This window comes from Bacteroidota bacterium, assembly GCA_016699695.1.
GTDB lineage: Bacteria > Bacteroidota > Bacteroidia > Bacteroidales > UBA10428 > UBA10428.
Map to the genome: position 1 here is coordinate 204715 of CP065006.1, position 16754 is coordinate 221468.

General features: G+C 40.6%; 15 protein-coding genes. 2 read left to right on the forward strand and 13 right to left on the reverse strand.

Annotated features, from left to right (window positions below):
* Positions 1-11: 11 nt before the first annotated feature.
* Complete coding sequence (locus IPM71_00885; GenBank protein QQS51310.1) at positions 12-683, forward strand: hypothetical protein; 672 nt, start codon at positions 12-14, stop codon at positions 681-683.
* On the opposite strand, the gene IPM71_00890 is transcribed toward IPM71_00885, so the two are convergent.
* From IPM71_00890 to IPM71_00950, 13 genes are all read right to left on the reverse strand, one after another.
* Positions 677-1675 (reverse strand): hypothetical protein, encoded by a 999-nt coding sequence (locus IPM71_00890; GenBank protein QQS51311.1) that lies wholly within the window; start codon positions 1673-1675, stop codon positions 677-679. The genes IPM71_00885 and IPM71_00890 overlap by 7 nt on opposite strands.
* Before the next feature lie 316 nt (positions 1676-1991).
* Positions 1992-4289, reverse strand: coding sequence for an OmpA family protein (locus IPM71_00895; protein ID QQS51312.1), 2298 nt, complete (start codon positions 4287-4289; stop codon positions 1992-1994).
* A gap of 10 nt (positions 4290-4299) precedes the next feature.
* Complete coding sequence (locus IPM71_00900; GenBank protein QQS51313.1) at positions 4300-6642, reverse strand: AAA family ATPase; 2343 nt, start codon at positions 6640-6642, stop codon at positions 4300-4302.
* Between the two features lie 111 nt (positions 6643-6753).
* Positions 6754-7563 (reverse strand): SpoIIE family protein phosphatase, encoded by an 810-nt coding sequence (locus IPM71_00905; protein QQS51314.1) that lies wholly within the window; start codon positions 7561-7563, stop codon positions 6754-6756.
* Between the two features lie 282 nt (positions 7564-7845).
* Positions 7846-8154 carry a type II toxin-antitoxin system death-on-curing family toxin gene (locus IPM71_00910; GenBank protein ID QQS51315.1) on the reverse strand — a complete coding sequence of 103 codons (309 nt, stop codon included), beginning with the start codon at positions 8152-8154 and terminating at the stop codon, positions 7846-7848.
* Positions 8151-8339, reverse strand: a complete 189-nt coding sequence (locus IPM71_00915) for a hypothetical protein (protein ID QQS51316.1) — start codon at positions 8337-8339, stop codon at positions 8151-8153. Before IPM71_00915 ends, IPM71_00910 begins: the two co-directional genes overlap by 4 nt.
* 297 nt (positions 8340-8636) lie before the next feature.
* On the reverse strand, positions 8637-10595 hold the full coding sequence (locus tag IPM71_00920) for a hypothetical protein (GenBank protein QQS51317.1): 1959 nt from the start codon (positions 10593-10595) through the stop codon (positions 8637-8639).
* An 18-nt stretch (positions 10596-10613) separates the two neighbouring features.
* Positions 10614-12020 carry an OmpA family protein gene (locus IPM71_00925; protein QQS51318.1) on the reverse strand — a complete coding sequence of 469 codons (1407 nt, stop codon included), beginning with the start codon at positions 12018-12020 and terminating at the stop codon, positions 10614-10616.
* A 178-nt stretch (positions 12021-12198) separates the two neighbouring features.
* On the reverse strand, positions 12199-12453 hold the full coding sequence (locus IPM71_00930; protein ID QQS52755.1) for a hypothetical protein: 255 nt from the start codon (positions 12451-12453) through the stop codon (positions 12199-12201).
* Between the two features lie 39 nt (positions 12454-12492).
* The gene (locus IPM71_00935; protein ID QQS51319.1) at positions 12493-12897 is read right to left on the reverse strand and encodes a HEPN domain-containing protein; all 405 of its coding nucleotides are present in this window, start codon (positions 12895-12897) and stop codon (positions 12493-12495) included.
* Positions 12894-13211 (reverse strand): nucleotidyltransferase domain-containing protein, encoded by a 318-nt coding sequence (locus tag IPM71_00940; GenBank protein ID QQS51320.1) that lies wholly within the window; start codon positions 13209-13211, stop codon positions 12894-12896. The genes IPM71_00935 and IPM71_00940 overlap by 4 nt, the downstream gene beginning before the upstream one ends.
* Positions 13212-13287: 76 nt before the next feature.
* A complete protein-coding gene (locus IPM71_00945) occupies positions 13288-14322 on the reverse strand; it encodes a quinone-dependent dihydroorotate dehydrogenase (GenBank protein ID QQS51321.1) in 1035 nt (344 codons plus the stop codon).
* Between the two features lie 32 nt (positions 14323-14354).
* On the reverse strand, positions 14355-14804 hold the full coding sequence (locus IPM71_00950; GenBank protein ID QQS51322.1) for a helix-turn-helix domain-containing protein: 450 nt from the start codon (positions 14802-14804) through the stop codon (positions 14355-14357).
* Positions 14805-15366: 562 nt separating this feature from the next.
* Here IPM71_00950 and IPM71_00955 point away from each other — a divergent pair.
* Positions 15367-16578, forward strand: a complete 1212-nt coding sequence (locus IPM71_00955; GenBank protein ID QQS51323.1) for a dicarboxylate/amino acid:cation symporter — start codon at positions 15367-15369, stop codon at positions 16576-16578.
* Positions 16579-16754 lie beyond the last annotated feature (176 nt).

Genomic DNA, 16754 nt, shown 5'->3' on the forward strand with positions numbered 1-16754 from the left:
CGATGGATGATATGAGACCACTTTTTTTCTTTCTGATAACTCTTTTTTTTATTCCCTCTTTATATGCGCAATCGCGATTTGGCCTCGATTTAAGTGCCGAAACTATTTTTTCTACAAGCTCCCGATCAAATACATTGTACACTGGCATTGACAATTACCTGGAATTAAAACTTGATGAAACAATGGGTTATGACAGCATAATCCTTCAATGTAACAACGGAAAGGTTTTTTTTGATTCGTGCTATGTAGTGATACCGCGCCGTCCAGGTAGTTTGCGTATCGAAGTGTTTGGATTTATTGACGATAATATTGACACCCTTGGCTATAAAAGCTTTAAAGTGAATACCTTGCCTTCACCACAGTTGGCTTTTGACGAGATTATAGTTTCCGACAGCATTCTTGTCGATCATAAGGATTTTATCAATGCCGATACTATGTTTATGGTTTATACCAACGACCTGATTGGCTCCGACAAATGGCTTCGTATAAGTGAGTTTACTATTGGCTACAATTATGGCGGATATTACATTGGTGAGTCGAATAACAATGGTGCCATCACCCAGGAAATGAAAGAATTAGTACTAAACAAAGGTATTGGCCGCTGGATGTCGGTAAAAGTTATCTGTCAGGCAAACAGTTCTCTGTTTCTCAGCAACATAATCTACCGGGTTCTTTTCTATTGATTCTGGCGAATCTGGTTCAATGCATCGTGAATGGTGAGTTTCTGACCATTCTGATAGGCAACGACAAAGGCTTTCTGCACACGGCTGGAAGTTAACAAAGCCTTGGCATCATTGAAATTATCAAAAGTTCCGATGGAGTATTTATACCAGTTACCTTCATAAACCTCTCGTATTTCATAATTACCGGCATAAATGTGTTCGCGAATATATTCCATTGGCATGGGTTCGGTATGGGCTGCAATTTGCACATAAAATACAATTGGCTCCATTGCGGGTTTGCTTTTTTCGGCAGAGCTGGTATCCACTACTGTGCGTTGAACAAACAAATCGTCGGGTGGCCTGTTGATAGTAGGATCGCCAAAAGCAGCATTCACTTGCTCAGGCGTAACATCATCTTCCCAACCATAATTATATTCTACCGGAAAATCCTGGTAAATCTGTAAAGCCCTGCCCCTGTCGCGAATGGCGGTTTTTTCCAATTCAAAGGCTTCAGTCATTTTGTACTGAATAAGGTCGTATTTCTCGAGTTGAATGAGCAGGTCGCGGATGGACATAGCTCTTTCGTATGCCTTGCGCGATTTACTTTCGTAATAGCGGGCTTTGTTTACGCCAGCGGCATAATGGTTCAATTTCTGTTGGGTTTCCTTAAAACCAATGGCTTTTTCCTGGTATATGGTATAAAAAAGCATAAAACCTTCGCGGTAAGTCTCTGATGTTGTGAGCAACATTTTTACGGCTTTTTTGTACTCAGGCGAGGTGGCATTTAACTTTTCGTCCTCGGCAATGGATTCAATATAGGCCAGTGCGGCACTTTCTTTCTCACTGGCATCGTTAATAATACTTACAGCTTTTTCGATACGCTTTTCGTCAATGATAGAAAACTTTAAGGCTACACCTTTCTGAAAATCGGCCACTGTAAAGTGTTGGGCATTGATCAGCATACTGCCGAAAATACCGATTAAGAATAAGATAGAGCGATAAGGTTGAATCATTTTAAACTTGTGCTTGGCATGCAAAAATAAGCAATCTTGCTAAATGACCTAAAAAAAATCAGGAACCCTTAAGCGGGCTCCTGATTTCTCTGCAATTTCCGTTTTTTAACTATTCTGCTAATTCATTTGAAATTTCGGGTGCTCTAAAAATAAACACACCAATTATAATGGCCGAAACAAGATGAATGATTAAAATTGTACCCATGACGAATTGTTTTGTACAAATTTATTCATTCGTCAAAGATTTGCAAGCGTTCGTCAATAAATATTTTCAATTAGTTTAAAAAGTTATTAACAATAACTTTACATTCCAATGTTATTGTTTGCTCCCGTTTTTATCAATGCGAATGATTAATTCACCCCTACGGTTTAAGGCATGGTCTTCTTCGGTGCAATTTGTGCAGTATTTCTTTAGCTGACTTTTTCCAATTCCATGTGAAATTATCCTCAGCTCGTCGATACCCTTGCTTAAAAAGTATTCGCGTAAAAAGCGGGCCCGCTCTTCGGACAATGCACGGTTATACATGTCTGAGCCACGGCTGTCGGTGTGTGCTGCTATTTCAAGGAAATAGTCCGGATTGGCTTTAAGTGTATCGACAACCGCTTGAAGTTTAATTTCCGAACCACGAGGCACCCTGAACTTATCCAGATCGTAAAACACCAGAGAGGAACCCAATTGATTGGTGCGATCGATAAAGTCATGAACTAAAGGGTCTTTGGCTTCTGCCGGGGTCACATGTGCGTCTTTCAGGGCTTTCATCACCTTGGCTGGTATGCCATTGATGTAAGCCACAAGTACCGGCTCTTCGATTTTTTCTGACAAAAACACTTCTTTAGCTTCGAAATACGAATCGTAGCGACCGATCATATAGCGGTAGTATTTATCGTCACGCATCTCTGTAATTTCAAGGTTACCCGAATATATCTTTTTAAGCTCAGCCTGACTCAAACGTGTACGGCTATATTTAATTTCGGTAGCAAAGAAGATTTCTTCCTTCACTTCGGCCTGCACCGTTAGCTCAGGTTCAAGCGTATAGGTATCGGGAATGTCCTTTTCGATTTTCAATACTTCAAACTTACCCAGCTCCAGAGAGTGATTACCAATAAATGACATGCCGGCTGTATTTACCTCAAAGGTTTTGGTTTCGTAGCCTTCCTTTTCAACAGTTATTTTCAACACCTCGTTGGGTTGGGCAACCAACACCAGTTTTCCGTTATCGGCCAGGGCCAAGACTTCGTCGTTGCCTTTGCTTCGAGTAACCGAAATATTGACATTTTTGAGGTTATCTCCACTGCCCTTTTCAACAATCTCGCTCGATAGTTTAAGTTGATGAATATCAAATTTATAAATATCGTCGCTACCCTTTCCACCTTCGCGGTTTGAGGTAAAATAGCCACTCAGGCCCGATTCGAAATAGATGGCATAATCGTTAGCGGAGGAATTGACCGGATAACCAAGATTACGGGCGTATTCTGTGTTACCCAGGTTCTTCGAATAAATATCGAATCCACCTAAACCTCCGTGCCCATCGGTGGCAAAGAAGAGTATGCTGTCGTTTAATAAAAAGGCATAGAGTTCATCGCCGGCCGAATTCACATTCTCGCCGAGATTTTGAATGTTCTTGAACCCGGTTGAAGTAAAATCGGCCTGATAAAGGTCCCAACCGCCAAAACCGCCAGGGGCATCGGAAGAAAATACGATTTTCTTGCCATTCTCACTAAGCGTGGGGTAAGCTATGGCAAATTTAAATTTGTCTGCTACTATCCTTTCTGGTTTGGTAATGTCTTTGTTGTATCCCATATAGGCTTTGTAGAGGCTATAACCCAGCGAATACTGATCTTGCTCGTTGGGATGAAAACGGCAAATGTAAATTTCGTTGGTACTGGGTACAATGGCATAGCCAACTTCACCAAAACGTGTGTTGGTAGGACCTTTTACTTTCTGGGGCACAGGAGTAGTAGTGGAAGCTTCAATATCTTTTAAAGGAGCTGTAAATAAATCGGAGGTATAAAGGTCGGTAAGATCGCTTTTACGGTCGCGCGTCGACAAAAAGTAAAACGATTTATCGGCTGTAGAGGCTCCAAAATCTGCTGCCGGTGAGTTAATGGCCAGGGATTCTTTCTGAAAAAAGGTAGAATCGGCAAAATATCGATCGATATTTTCGATGCTCGAAATATACCGCATCGCCATCTGATCGTTGTATTCGAGTATTTCGTTGTAGGCAATAAACTGCTCTCGGGCCTCGTCGTATTTACCCTGCATCATTAAAACCTTTCCAAGGGCAAGGTGCACTATGGGATTTGCCTGATCGTTTGTCTTTAAAATTTTCGAATAATACAATTGTGCCAAATCCGGATTCCCCACTTCCTGGTAAGATACTGCCAGGTTAAACCATACATCGGGGTTTCCGTCGTACCGGCTGAGCACTTCTTTGTATTTTTCAATTGCCTTAGTGTATTTTTTTTGCTGAAATAGCTCATCACCCTGTTTCGTTAGCCTGCGTTCGCGCTTAGGCTCCGGCAACTGGGCCTGCAGGCTAAGGGTTAGCATAAGTATTCCTGCTATTAAAACAGTGCGCTTATGAAAAAGATTCCATCCAGTTACAAAATTCATACAAATGATATTATGGTTTGATCAGTATTTTAATTGAATCGAACACTTGGTTCATGTTGTTTATGGTAGTTTGGTCAAACATATCGGCAGGATTTTTCTCCGCCTCAAAACTATTTACAAAGTTAGCTGCAAGAATCTTTCTTGACAAGTCATTTTCGAAAATATATGCCGAATTTGTGACAGTTATCCCTTCGCGCCTGAGTAAAATGTACTTTTTAAAATCAAGGGTCGAAAAAATATCCTCCACCTCGTCCAGTGTGCTAAAATACAACAACTTCTGATGATTTACTGAATCGGAGTGAATTAATGTTTCAGACTGCAGCTGTTCGATGAGCGTTTCCGGGGTATTGCCAAAAAACAACACTCCATAAGGAACCTGCCAGGAAGTGAGTATATTAACCAAAAGGGAAATGCTTTCGACAGAAGTTGCAGGTATGAAATTCAATTTATCGGCACCCGATATTATTTTTGAAATCCTGCTTAGGTAGTAATAATGTATTATATCGGGAACAAGAATGTTATTTCGGTTGCTGATAAGCTGCGAATCGCCCAGGTGCATGCCCATAATGGAATAAACAGGAGAAAGGGTATCGGCCGATGCCTTCGTAAGCATTTGGGGATCGAGAATATGGGTTTCACTGTGGTCGTCGGTCTGGTCGAGCCGCTGCACGGCCAATATGCGGTATAGTTTTTCCGGTTTCACCAGGTGTGGCGAATGGGTGCAGTAAATGATCTGCATTTTATCTTTCAGGTCTTCAAACACTTTCAGCACATCTTCCTGGGCACGCGCATGAAGGCTAAGCCCGGGTTCGTCGATGAGCAATATTCTGTTGCCGGAGTTTTGTTTTTCGGTGGCTTTTAGTTCGAGGTAGAAGGACAAAAACCAGCGCACCCCCCTGCTCCGCTGCTTGGGATATAAGCGTTCGTGCTTGTCTTTGATCCAGAATTCGAGGTAAGGTTTTCCACTCTTTTCAGGCACTGTATAATCGTAATGCTCCAATTCAAGGTGAAGTTTTATTTTGTTATTCTTTCCTACCATCTGACTCCAGTAGTCGTGAAAATTGATGGTGACATCGGTATTTAACGCTTCTATGCCCTGCTTTAAAATGCGCTGATTTTTTTCGTGAAAGAATGAACTGCTCAAGCCGGCAAGGCTCAAAAAATTACAGACTGCCTTGTAGCCTTCAGTGTGCTCACGTTCGTGCAGAATGTCTTCGAGATCGATTTTGTTGGGCAATAGTCCGCTAAAATCTTCGAAAAATTCAAAAACAGGCACCAGCTTCATGCACTCTTTACCCAGCTGAGTCAGAGTATACAACCTGGTGCTTTGCGCATAGTCGAGTTTTGAGGTTTTAACAGCCTCAGAAATGTCGGTATTGTTTGTTAAAACCTTTTCGGCAGCCGCTAATTGAATATGCCTCTGGGCCAGAGAACTGCTAAGCCTGGCATCTGTCCTGGCTTGTTCAAGGCTTATCTTCTCAATTTGTTTTTTAATGCGGTGTTTGTCTCTATTATGAGTGCCAAGCTCGAAGAGTTGATGCATACCACTTAACTGAGTTTTTATTTCGCTGAGCTGTGCTTCAAGTTCATCAGATTCGTGGGTATATTGACGGCACCTTTTAAAAAATAACAAGCGCTCTGTGAGGGCATTTGTGGCAGCTTTTTGAGTATCGAAGTTGGATTTTTGCTTTAAAAATTCATTGTTTTTCTGGTCTTGTTTCTCGGTAAGTTGCTGAAGTGCATCTGAGGCTATCTTCTTTTCCTCTTCGTTTTGTGCTTTATTTACTCTCAATTGCTGAGCTTTTGTTTGTTGCTGAAGCTCTATAAGCTGCTGCAGGGAGGCATCGCGTAGTTTCTCGAGTTCGGGTAATGCGGCAAATTCTTTTTCGGCCTGTGCAAAAAAACTATCCAAAAGTTGTATAGTTTGCTTTTCGGACTTTTCTATTTCCTGTGCCCGTTTCTGGTAATAATTCAATATTTCATCGCCAGAATAAAGAATGCTACTTTCGTGGTTTTTACTCCAACTTCGCGATAAGGTAAAGGTTTTTTGCTTTTTTATCTTTTCTTTCAGCTCGGCAGGAATTCTTTCTGCATCGAGATGCGCAAGAAGGTTTTCACCTTGTGGAAGAGTAAATTGGCAACTCACTTCCGGCAAACGCTGGTCGCTTCGGAATACATCTTCAATAATTTTACCGGTATAGAAACTGTAAAGTGCTTCCAGTACAGTGGTTTTTCCCGACTCGTTCTGCCCAATGAGCACTGTGATATGATCGGATGAGAGGTTTCGCCAATCGGAATCGACGATGGAACGGAAATTCTGTACGCGAAAAGACTGCAATTCAACATTCGACATTTTCTGGCAGATTAGTGCTACAATGGAAAAATACGAATATTTAACGGTTGAAGGATGCTATTTATGATATTGTTGCCTTGGCAAATCGGCAGGAGACAAATATTTATTGGTCTATTTCAGGTTAAAGCCTGTAATGGTTACATCGTCGAGTTGCGGAAGGGCTCCCTGCCAGCGTTGGAGTTCCTGACCTAAAAATTCCTTTTGTTGAAGCACAGGAATATCTTTACATTTCAGTAACAGATTGCGAAACGCTGGGTATTTGTACTTTTTCCCATGTTCACCCCCAAACTGATCAGGAAATCCATCGGTGAAGAGGTAAACAAAATCGACCTGGTCTAAAGGCATTTGCTGGTTGGTAAAGCTTTGCTCCGTATCGGCATTCACCCCCACCGGCATTTTACTGCCCTGGAGCTGAATGAGCTCGTTGCCGAGAATGACATAGCAAGGGTTGAAGCAACCTGAATACAAAAACAGTTGCTTGTTAAAATCGACCATGCACACCGATAGGTCAATTCCATCTTTTTGTTCGTCGGCATTTCCCTGCTGATTGAGGGCATGCATGATGTATTCGCGCATCAGATTCAATAACTCGGCCGGATTGTCCGGATCGTACTTCGAACTAACTAGGTTCAGGAACGAGATGCCTAAAATGCTCAGAAATGCTCCTGGCACACCGTGGCCGGTGCAATCGCCCACTGCCAGAAAGAACTTGTTCTTCTGCCGGTGAATCCAGAAAAAATCGCCGCTTACGGTGTCGCGTGGCAGGGAGAAAACAAAGCTTTGAGGCCACACTCGCTGAAGGTCTTTTTCGGTAGGTAAAATAGCCCTTTGGATATAGCTGGCATATTGAATGCTCTGGTCGAGCTCTTTTTTCTGCTTGATCAGGTTGTCGAATAAATCGTCTTTACTTTCTGATGGCATAGATTTAGGTAAATGCATTGTGCCAGGGTTCAAAAGGAGTTTTAACACACCACTGATTTATAAACGTTTTGCACATTAATTAAGTATGTATACTTATCTATTCTGAAGGATCTTTTTCTAGCGCGCGTGCCTATTTTTGCCTTTTTTTCTGCACTATATATTCTTTAAAATCCTTTGGGTCCGGGTTGCAAACCCGGACGCGGGGGGTTTTAGGATTTTATGTTTTTAACTTATTGCCTACCTATAATATTTTATCTCATTTTAACCGGCATTACAAATGCCTTACTCATCTCTTTTTATCCTGCCCATCCTCGTTACAAACGAGGACGAGAGGGGTTCCATCAGGTACAGTCTCATTATAACAAATCCAATCCTCTTATTACCATCAATAAATGGATGATTTATTACAATACTTTCAATCAGCGCAGCTGCTTTCTGTATCGCTGTTGGATATAAATCCTTCTTGTCGAATGTTTGAAATGGTCTGGATAGTGCAGATTCTAATAATCCCTTATCACGTATCCCATGAGTACCACCAAATTTCTCAATAAGGATATCCTGAATCAAGATTACTTCTGAAATTGATATCATTTAGCTAATCTTTCAAGAACTTCTTTATCCTCGTGAAGTATTCTATTTAAATTATTTGAAAGAATAGCGCTTGATTTTGATCTTGAGAGCAATCCTTTAAGATAATCAAGTACACTTTCAAGTATTTCGTCAGGAGCATCAGATAGTACTTTGTTTATCTCTTCTTTTAATTCTTTCGTCGACATACTAAAATTTTTATCAAATATACAAAATAACCTGGTTCAACTTGTTACCGCTATCTAGTCCTCGTCTGCGACGAGGATTTTATGTTTTTAAGTTTTTAACTTAGTTGGCTATCTATATTACTTTATCTCTTTTTTTGGCATTACAAATGCCTTACTCATCGCTCTTTATCCTGCCCATCCTCGTTACAACCTCTTCCGATGTAAATCGGAAGAGCTCAGCGAAGCTAAACGAGGACGAGAGAGGTTAATTCCGATAGCGTTCACTAAGCACCAAGGGCCGTCATTCGAAATCAACCACTAAAACCCAGCACCAGTTAAGGTGATTATTAAAATATCCGGGCCCTGCAACAGATAACTCACTTCTCCACCAGCAGTTTCTATAATGCTTTTCACGCAGTAACCATTTGCAATGCGGGTTTCCGATATCTGGTTGCCCATTTTATCGAGCTTTAAGATGCGGGCATCAGTGGAAGTTTTGCTATGTAACAAAACCTGTTCAGAGCTCAGGGCTTTGAGACCACCAAGCTGCTCATCGGCAGGAAGATTCAAGGGCAGACTAATTTCCTTTTTCCCGGCTGTGGAATAGCGATAGAAATAACTTTGCACGCTATCGGAACTTACCAGGTAGGTTGCAGTGTTGGAGCTTGATTCTGCTATAAAATCCGATTGTGTGGTCAGGGTATCTTCCCACTTGATGTAGAGTTTATTGTCGCAATGGATGATCCATTTTTCGCCAGATAGCATCAAATCTCCTGAGGTCAGTGAGGAAATATTTTTAAAGGTCCCAGGGCGGGAATAATCGCGGTCTGCTACCTTTTTTCCATTCAGGTCGAAAAGGTTCAGATTATGAAACGCAACAGTGGTATCTGTGCGCTGTACCGACAACAACAACTTATTGTTTGCTCCCAAAACAACTGCAGGCACTTCTATCGGACCCAGGTTTTTGTTCCACTTTTTCTCCCCGTCGGGGCCCATCATAAACATCCAACCTGCATAATCGTTAAGCTCAGGACTAACCTGGGTTTTGCCAATCACAATCAAGGCATTGGAGTCTGTAACTACAAGATGCTGAACAGCATCGTGATAACCCTGATCGATGGTTTTATTCCACAACATTTTCCCTGCGGCATCGAGTTTAATGATCCACACATCGGTATATGCCGAATCGCTGCTGCGGGTTGTGCCAGCGAGCACATAACTGCCATCGGGCAACAGGGCAAACGCCTCTGCCCGATCGGGTTGGTTGTTGTTGTCAAAAGCCCGGGCCCATTTAAGTTTATCGGCCTGAAAGCCGGATGTTTGAAATAGTTTCTGGCCTAAATCACTGGCTTTCAGGTTAAATACATCGATGTAATAAGCTCCATCGGGGTACATGCTGATAAAACGGTTATAGGCCTCGAGGGTTTTAATTCGCTTCGCTTGTTCGTACATCAATTCGCGCTGGTATTGTTTGGCTTCCGGAATCTGAAGGGCATCGGGATAAAGGGCAATAAAATTATCATAAGCAGCCAGTGTATGCAGTTTGCGCGATTCGGCATAGGCAGCTTCGTTACGAAGTTTTATAGCCTGTTGCAAATAAGCAGATTGCGGATAAGCTTTGATATACTGATTGTATGCCTGAACGGTGTTGGCCGATTTTGTTTGGTCAAAAGCAAGCTGGTTTCGGTACCGCGTGGCTTTAGGAACTTGTGCTGCATCCGGAAATTTTTGGATAAATTCTTCGTATCCGGCTAGGGTATGCATCTTCTCATACTTTCTGAATTCGAATTGGTTACGAATATGAACCACGTTGCCATGGTACTTAAAATCGGGATATTTTTCCAATACCGAATACACGGCTTCTAAGTTGTTTTCTTCGCGAATGTATTTGATTAATCTACTTTCAACGGCCTCAATAGCCAACTCAATCTTTTTCTTTACCGGACGATTTGTTTTACGCTCTTCGGTAGCTAAAAAATATTCCGAAAGGTATTCCAATTCTTCCTGGCTAAGCACGTTGATGCGGTCTTTCATGTTGATTACATATTGCCAGGAATCGACAATATTGAAAGAGGGCGAACGCTCGTCGGCCAATACCATGGCCATTCCAAAATTCGAAGCTACATGGTCTTTGTTTTCAGCCAGATTCTTCTGAAAACTGTCATACGCTTTGTCGAACTCGAGTTTTTCCAGGCTATTAAAACCTTTTTTGGCATTCTGGGCTTCGAGCCTGATGGAAAAAACTAGCAGTATGCTTATCAGAATAAATAATTTCATGCGGAGGTACATTTCTGGTTACTTTTTTATGAGTGTAAATTCAACTCGACGGTTGCGGGCACGGCCTGCTTCGAGGGTGTTGGAGTCTATGGGCTTTGTTTTTCCATAACCCATGGCTTTCATCCGTGTAGCTTGTATTCCTTTACCCTGAAGATAAGCTACAACGGCTTTGGCTCTACCTTCGGAGAGTTTCTGATTGTAAGTGTCGGTACCTTCGCTGTCGGTATGCCCCGATATTTCGATCAGGTCTATCTGGTTTTCCTGCATAAAAGCAAAAACCCTGTCGAGCTCGGCAAAGGACTCAGGCAAAAGGGTTGTTTTGTTAAATTCGAAAAAGATATTCTTCAACACCAACGACTCACCTTCTTCAATATCTTCAAAGCCTTTTTCAAATTCATCGGGTTCTTCCACCGGTTTAACAAAAGTGATTTTTCCCTTGCTTTGGCAGTTATAGGCATCGTAGGCTATATAATCGTATACTCCTTCTGTTAAATTCCAGCGCTCTGCTCCCTGCATGCTATCTGCCCATTCAACACGGTAAGGCGGTGTACCGCCTGCCATGCCTATTTTAATATGCCCATCGTTGGTTTTTTTATCAATTTTGCGGGTAATTGGATTAAGGCCGCCATGGTAGGTTGAATCGAGGACCTGTGCTTCAAAATCGTGTTGTACACAGCCGCAATCGGTACAGTTTTCGAGTGGCCTTATAATGATATCGTCGAAGAAATAATAGGCATAGGATTTATTCCTCAGGTTGACCATATTTTTGTCGGTAGCCACATAATTGGTGTTTTCGTACGATTTAAAATTGCCGATAATGAAGAACTTTTCTCCACCAGTGGCGGTGTAGACAGTGCAAACCTCCTCCCACTCCGAGATATTGTCTAAAAACAAACCTGCTGAATTGTTGATTTGCGCATTGTAAGGAAGATTCACTGTAAGGCTATTCTTGATCTCAATATCGCTCAGGTAAACGCTTAGCTGATCAACCGCAAATTTCGAATACGAGGCCAGTTTATAATAATAGGTAATGCAGTATTTCTGGCCTTTAATCATGCTTTGCGAGAGCGAGCCCTGGATATATTCGCGGTAACCATCGTCGGTACCACTTAAAATGGCTCCTGCATAGGCATCGCCTGTACGGGGTTCACTTTCGCCTGCAAAATTTTTAGGAACACTTACCCCATCTGCCCTGCCCGGTGAGCAGCGATTAAAATAATCGGGGGTGGCAAGGCTAGGATAGCTCCATCCAGGAATGAATTTGTGCGAATGATCCTGCGGTGTATATTCCTGCGGGCACTTTTCATAATCTTCGAAACTGTAGTTATTGACCAGGTTGGCCGATTGCCCTAAAAGTGGCTGCGAAAGAAAAGAAACTCCGCAACACGTTAAAATTCCAAGAAATAGTTTAGCCTTTGTGTGCATTTTACAATTGTTAAAATGATAAAGCAATGTAGCGAAATTTGAGGTTTTTTGTGCTTAAATAGAAAGGGATTTTCACAATTGCTCTTGTCTCACCTCAAAAAATAATGATTCAGGTAATCCATTCTGAGGAATAACTGCACATAATGATGCTATTTATAAAACACTCAATAAGAAGATGTTAATCTACAAGAATAAAGATTATTAGCGATAAATTGTTTTCGAATTTTCTTTGCAAAATAGCCCGATTGATTCTTTTTACAAGCATAGGGCCTTCGTAAATAAAACCTGTATAAATCTGAACCAGGCTGGCACCTGCTTTCAGTTTTTCGATCGCATCCCCAGGCGACAGAATACCTCCCACACCAATTATGGGCAACTGGTGGTTCGTTTTATCTGCTACGTAACGGATTAATGCGGTAGAACGGTCGCGAATGGGTAAACCGCTTAACCCTCCATTGCCTTAAACCGTTTGTTAGACCCAATTGCTATTCTGACTAAGTAATGCTTCTATGCGATTAATGAATCCTTCAGCCTGCTTATGAAGTTTATAAAAGGTATCCTCATCAAACAATATAAAATCATCATAATCTCCAGTTTGTCTTCTATCATAAAGATCCGAAAAGAATCTTCCGTCTTCTTTAGATACTAATCCTGTCTGTACAAAGTGAAGTCCAAACATTTGTCGAATTCCTTTGTGAGAATTAGTCTCAATGAATTTCTTTAATAATAATCCACTTACTGCATAATAGCAAGAATAATAAATCCGATTTACAGATGCATTCCAATACCTGTTCTTAATCATCGTTTCAGCTTCTCTGAATGTTTCTAAAGAACGACTTATTCTATATTTTATTAAATCCTCTGAATTACCAATCATAATTTAACACCGTCTTTTTTTATACTTTTATATAAAGGTGTAATTGAGTGACGTGTTTCCCAATCCTTACGACTAAACACTAATGGGCTAATTATCTTGCCTGTTTCAAACTCTAAGTCATATAAAGGATATTTTATTCTCTGTTCATCAGAGTATGTAATCTTATCATTATCAACAAGTATAAGTATATCAATATCAGACTGTTTATTATTCTGTCCTCTAGCGTGTGAACCATATAAAATAATAGTAGCTGAAGGCTCTGTCAAATTAACCAACTGCTTAATTTTTACTAATATTTTTTTGTCCTTAATCATAATCAAATATACAAATATAAGTTCTTAAGCGCATATGGTCAATTGGGCCTAAAGATAAATATTAACTTGCTATAGCTCAGAGTCCTTGATTGAGAATGGCCCGATTGATCCTTTTTACAAGAAATGGCCCTTCGTAAATAAAACCTGTATAAATCTGAACCAGGCTGGCGCCAGCTTTCAGTTTTTCGATTGCATCCGCTGGTGATAGAATACCTCCCACACCAATTATGGGCAACTGGTGGTTCGTTTTTTCTGCTACATAGCGGATTAATGCGGTAGAACGGTCGCGAATGGGCAAACCACTTAAGCCTCCATTGCCAATTGAACGAATGGTGCCTTCAGGGGTGATTAATCCTTCACGCGATACGGTGGTATTGGATATCACCAAACCATCGATTGCGGTTTTTTGCACAATGGCAAGTGTTTCATCCACCTGATGAGAATTCAGGTCGGGAGAAATTTTAAGAAATACAGGTTTTTTAAAGACTTTTTGGGCACGACTTGCCATAATTTCGTTCAGAATTTGTTCGAGCATATCCTGGTCCTGCAATTTATGCAAATCGGAGATGTTGGGGCAGCTTACATTTACAACAAAATAGTCTACATGCGCATACAGTCCTTCAAAACAGGTCAAATAATCGCTATAGGCCTTCTCGTTAGGTGTGAGCGTGTTTTTTCCAATGTTACACCCAATAATAATGCTGCGCTTTTTCGACAATTGCTTTTTAGCAGCTTCTAATCCTAGGTTGTTAAAGCCCATGCGGTTAATGAGAGCCTTATCTGCAGGCAGACGAAACAAGCGGGGTTTGGCATTGCCAGGTTGACCCAGCGGTGTAACTGTGCCAATTTCCACAGAGCCAAAACCAAAGGCTGCAATTGCATTATAAAAACTTGCATTCTTATCAAAACCTGCGGCAAGCCCAACCGGGTTTGGAAAAACCAGTCCGGCAATCTCGCGCTGAAGGGCAGAATTCTGAACTGAAAATATTTTTTTTGCAATTATGCGCGCGAAAGGAAGATAAAAAGCAATTTTCAGAGTTAAAACCACCAGGTGATGCACCTTTTCAGGAGCCAGGAGAAACAGCAAAGGCCGGATAAGCAATTTATACATGAAATTTTTATGCAAAGTTAAGCAGATTGAAATTATCTGCCCGATAAAATCTTAAAACTATCGTCATGATAGACTAAAATAATAGATTTTACATTGTTTACATTTGTAATCTCGTTATTTATTGCTACATTCTTTGACTCAGAAATAGCTTCCTTTCTCCTTTCGCTGTCTATTTTATCAGGAGTTTTATTGAATATAACAGATTCTTTTACAGGGTTTTGACTAAATATATTAGGATCGCTCTTACTCACAGGTACAGTATTTGTTTCCATCGATCGTTTAAGCGATCCCTTGCCCGTAATGAGCCAATTGGCATCAATTTCTGGATATTTAAGCAACATTTTTTGTATAAAATCGAAACTAGGCAGGTTTCTGCCGCTAACAATATGCGAAATGCTCGAACGCTGAACGCCAATGTTATCGGCAAATTGAGCCGATGAAAGCTGGTAAAAAGTTAGGATTTGCTCGAAACGATCTTTCATATTTACATTTGTAACAAACGAGAGGTTTACTTTTGTATTGTTGTTTTAGGTATTCATACCGATTATTAAATATACATCTGTAACCCGGTAATTCCAAATAATGATTCATCTATTTCCCTTTTATATTATCTGTTTGTTTATATAAATAGTATAATTAATTGATATTGTTATATATAAAGAATAAATACAGATCATTTATACAGTCATAGGAGTTAAAAGCTTTAATTCATTTCAACTACAGGTTAATTTACTGATTATAAATCATTGATATTATGTGAGTTATAATTCAATATTCTATTATGAAATGTCAATGTATATTAAGCCTTTATTATTTACATTTGTTATTAAGCTTTTATATATTCTGAGTGTAGATATGTAAACTTATTACTTTATTGCCTTTGTTACATTTGTAACGTAGCGCTTAGAATGTAGTTTTTTACTGGATTTTGTCGAAAGCCCCTGAGAATGTCGTATAATTTTTTGATCTGGGTTAGGTGCTAAATATTCAATCCCTGCCGACTAACAAAAAATTATTTTACCTTTAAATCTATATACATAGCTTATGCTTAATCGAGTTGCACTTCATTGGCAAATTTTAATCGGTATCATTTTAGGTGCTTTCATAGGAGTTTTCCTTCCCTCTCTGGTGCCTGGCTTTTCCATTGCGGGAACTTTGTTTCTTCGTGCTCTAAAAATGATTGTGGTGCCACTTATTTTCAGCTCTATGATTTCTGGGGTTGCCAGTTTGGGAGGCGGAAAATCCCTGGGACGCATAGGTGGAAAGACTTTATTTTATTTTTTGATTACCAGCTTGTTGGCCCTTGTAACTGGTCTGGCTCTTGTCAATTGGTTACAACCAGGAGTTGGAAAAGAATTTAGTTTAGCCAGCGATCAAGCTCCAAATCTTGCTTCCACCAGTTTCCTCGATACATTGATTGGAATCATTCCCGATAACATAATAGGCGCCATGGTAAAGGGCGACATGCTTGCCATTATCTTTTTTTCCATTCTTGCAGGCATTTTTATAAGCAAACTCGAAACCTCGAATAAGGCTGTTCTTACTAATTTCTTCGATGCTTTTTTCGACCTTATGATGAAAATAACCCTCTTCGTCATTCGCTTTGCCCCCCTAGGAATCATGGGAATCATTGCCCAGGTAGTTTCTGAGCAGGACAATATCAGCGAATTAATGATACGACTTGGAAAGTTTTCCCTGGTAGTTATTTTAGGGATTTCAATACATTATATCGTTACGCTCCCGCTATTTCTGTTGCTTATTGCCCGTGTCAATCCAATAAAACACTTCAAAGCATTAATTTCAGTTATGCTAACGGCCTTTTCAACAGCCAGTTCCAATGCCACCTTGCCTCTCACCCTAAAAACTGTGGAAGAAGAATCTGGCGTCTCGAATAAAATTGCAAGTTTTGTGCTGCCTCTGGGAGCCACAATCAATATGAATGGAACAGCTCTATACGAACTTGTGGTGGCTGGTTTTGTGGCTCAACTCCTAGGTATCGATCTTAGCATCAGTCAGCAAATTATTCTAGTATCAACAGCTTTGCTGGCTTCCATTGGTACAGCTGGAATTCCTATGGCAAGTTTTGTTACCATGGCCATTGTTTTTACCGCTGTTGGTTTGCCGGTCGAATACATGCTTATTGTAATGCCGGTTGACAGGCCCCTGGATATGCTCCGAACTTCGCTGAATGTATTTGGCGATACAGTGGTTACTGTTCTTGTAGCAAAATCGGAAGGTGAAAAGTTAAATTATTGACTAGTCTACTCTAAATACTCTATTATCATTTCTGAATGATTTCTTGTAAGTCTTCCATTCAGAACACTTTCGAACAAAGAAAAAAAATCATGCAGATAATGCAAGCCAAGTGCTTACCCCTTTTGTATATGTGGAGTGATTTGGTTAAAAAAATCGCTTATATTATGTTAAGTATA

Coding starts and splice junctions, on each gene's coding strand:
- IPM71_00955 (QQS51323.1), top strand. CDS start 15,367: ATGCTTAATCGAGTTGCACTTCATTGGCAAATTTTAATCGGTATCATT.
- IPM71_00920 (QQS51317.1), bottom strand. CDS start 10,595: ATGAAATTATTTATTCTGATAAGCATACTGCTAGTTTTTTCCATCAGG.
- IPM71_00945 (QQS51321.1), bottom strand. CDS start 14,322: ATGTATAAATTGCTTATCCGGCCTTTGCTGTTTCTCCTGGCTCCTGAA.
- IPM71_00915 (QQS51316.1), bottom strand. CDS start 8,339: ATGTCGACGAAAGAATTAAAAGAAGAGATAAACAAAGTACTATCTGAT.
- IPM71_00885 (QQS51310.1), top strand. CDS start 12: ATGAGACCACTTTTTTTCTTTCTGATAACTCTTTTTTTTATTCCCTCT.
- IPM71_00950 (QQS51322.1), bottom strand. CDS start 14,804: ATGAAAGATCGTTTCGAGCAAATCCTAACTTTTTACCAGCTTTCATCG.
- IPM71_00895 (QQS51312.1), bottom strand. CDS start 4,289: ATGAATTTTGTAACTGGATGGAATCTTTTTCATAAGCGCACTGTTTTA.
- IPM71_00910 (QQS51315.1), bottom strand. CDS start 8,154: ATGATATCAATTTCAGAAGTAATCTTGATTCAGGATATCCTTATTGAG.
- IPM71_00935 (QQS51319.1), bottom strand. CDS start 12,897: ATGATTGGTAATTCAGAGGATTTAATAAAATATAGAATAAGTCGTTCT.
- IPM71_00905 (QQS51314.1), bottom strand. CDS start 7,563: ATGCCATCAGAAAGTAAAGACGATTTATTCGACAACCTGATCAAGCAG.
- IPM71_00890 (QQS51311.1), bottom strand. CDS start 1,675: ATGATTCAACCTTATCGCTCTATCTTATTCTTAATCGGTATTTTCGGC.
- IPM71_00900 (QQS51313.1), bottom strand. CDS start 6,642: ATGTCGAATGTTGAATTGCAGTCTTTTCGCGTACAGAATTTCCGTTCC.
- IPM71_00925 (QQS51318.1), bottom strand. CDS start 12,020: ATGCACACAAAGGCTAAACTATTTCTTGGAATTTTAACGTGTTGCGGA.
- IPM71_00940 (QQS51320.1), bottom strand. CDS start 13,211: ATGATTAAGGACAAAAAAATATTAGTAAAAATTAAGCAGTTGGTTAAT.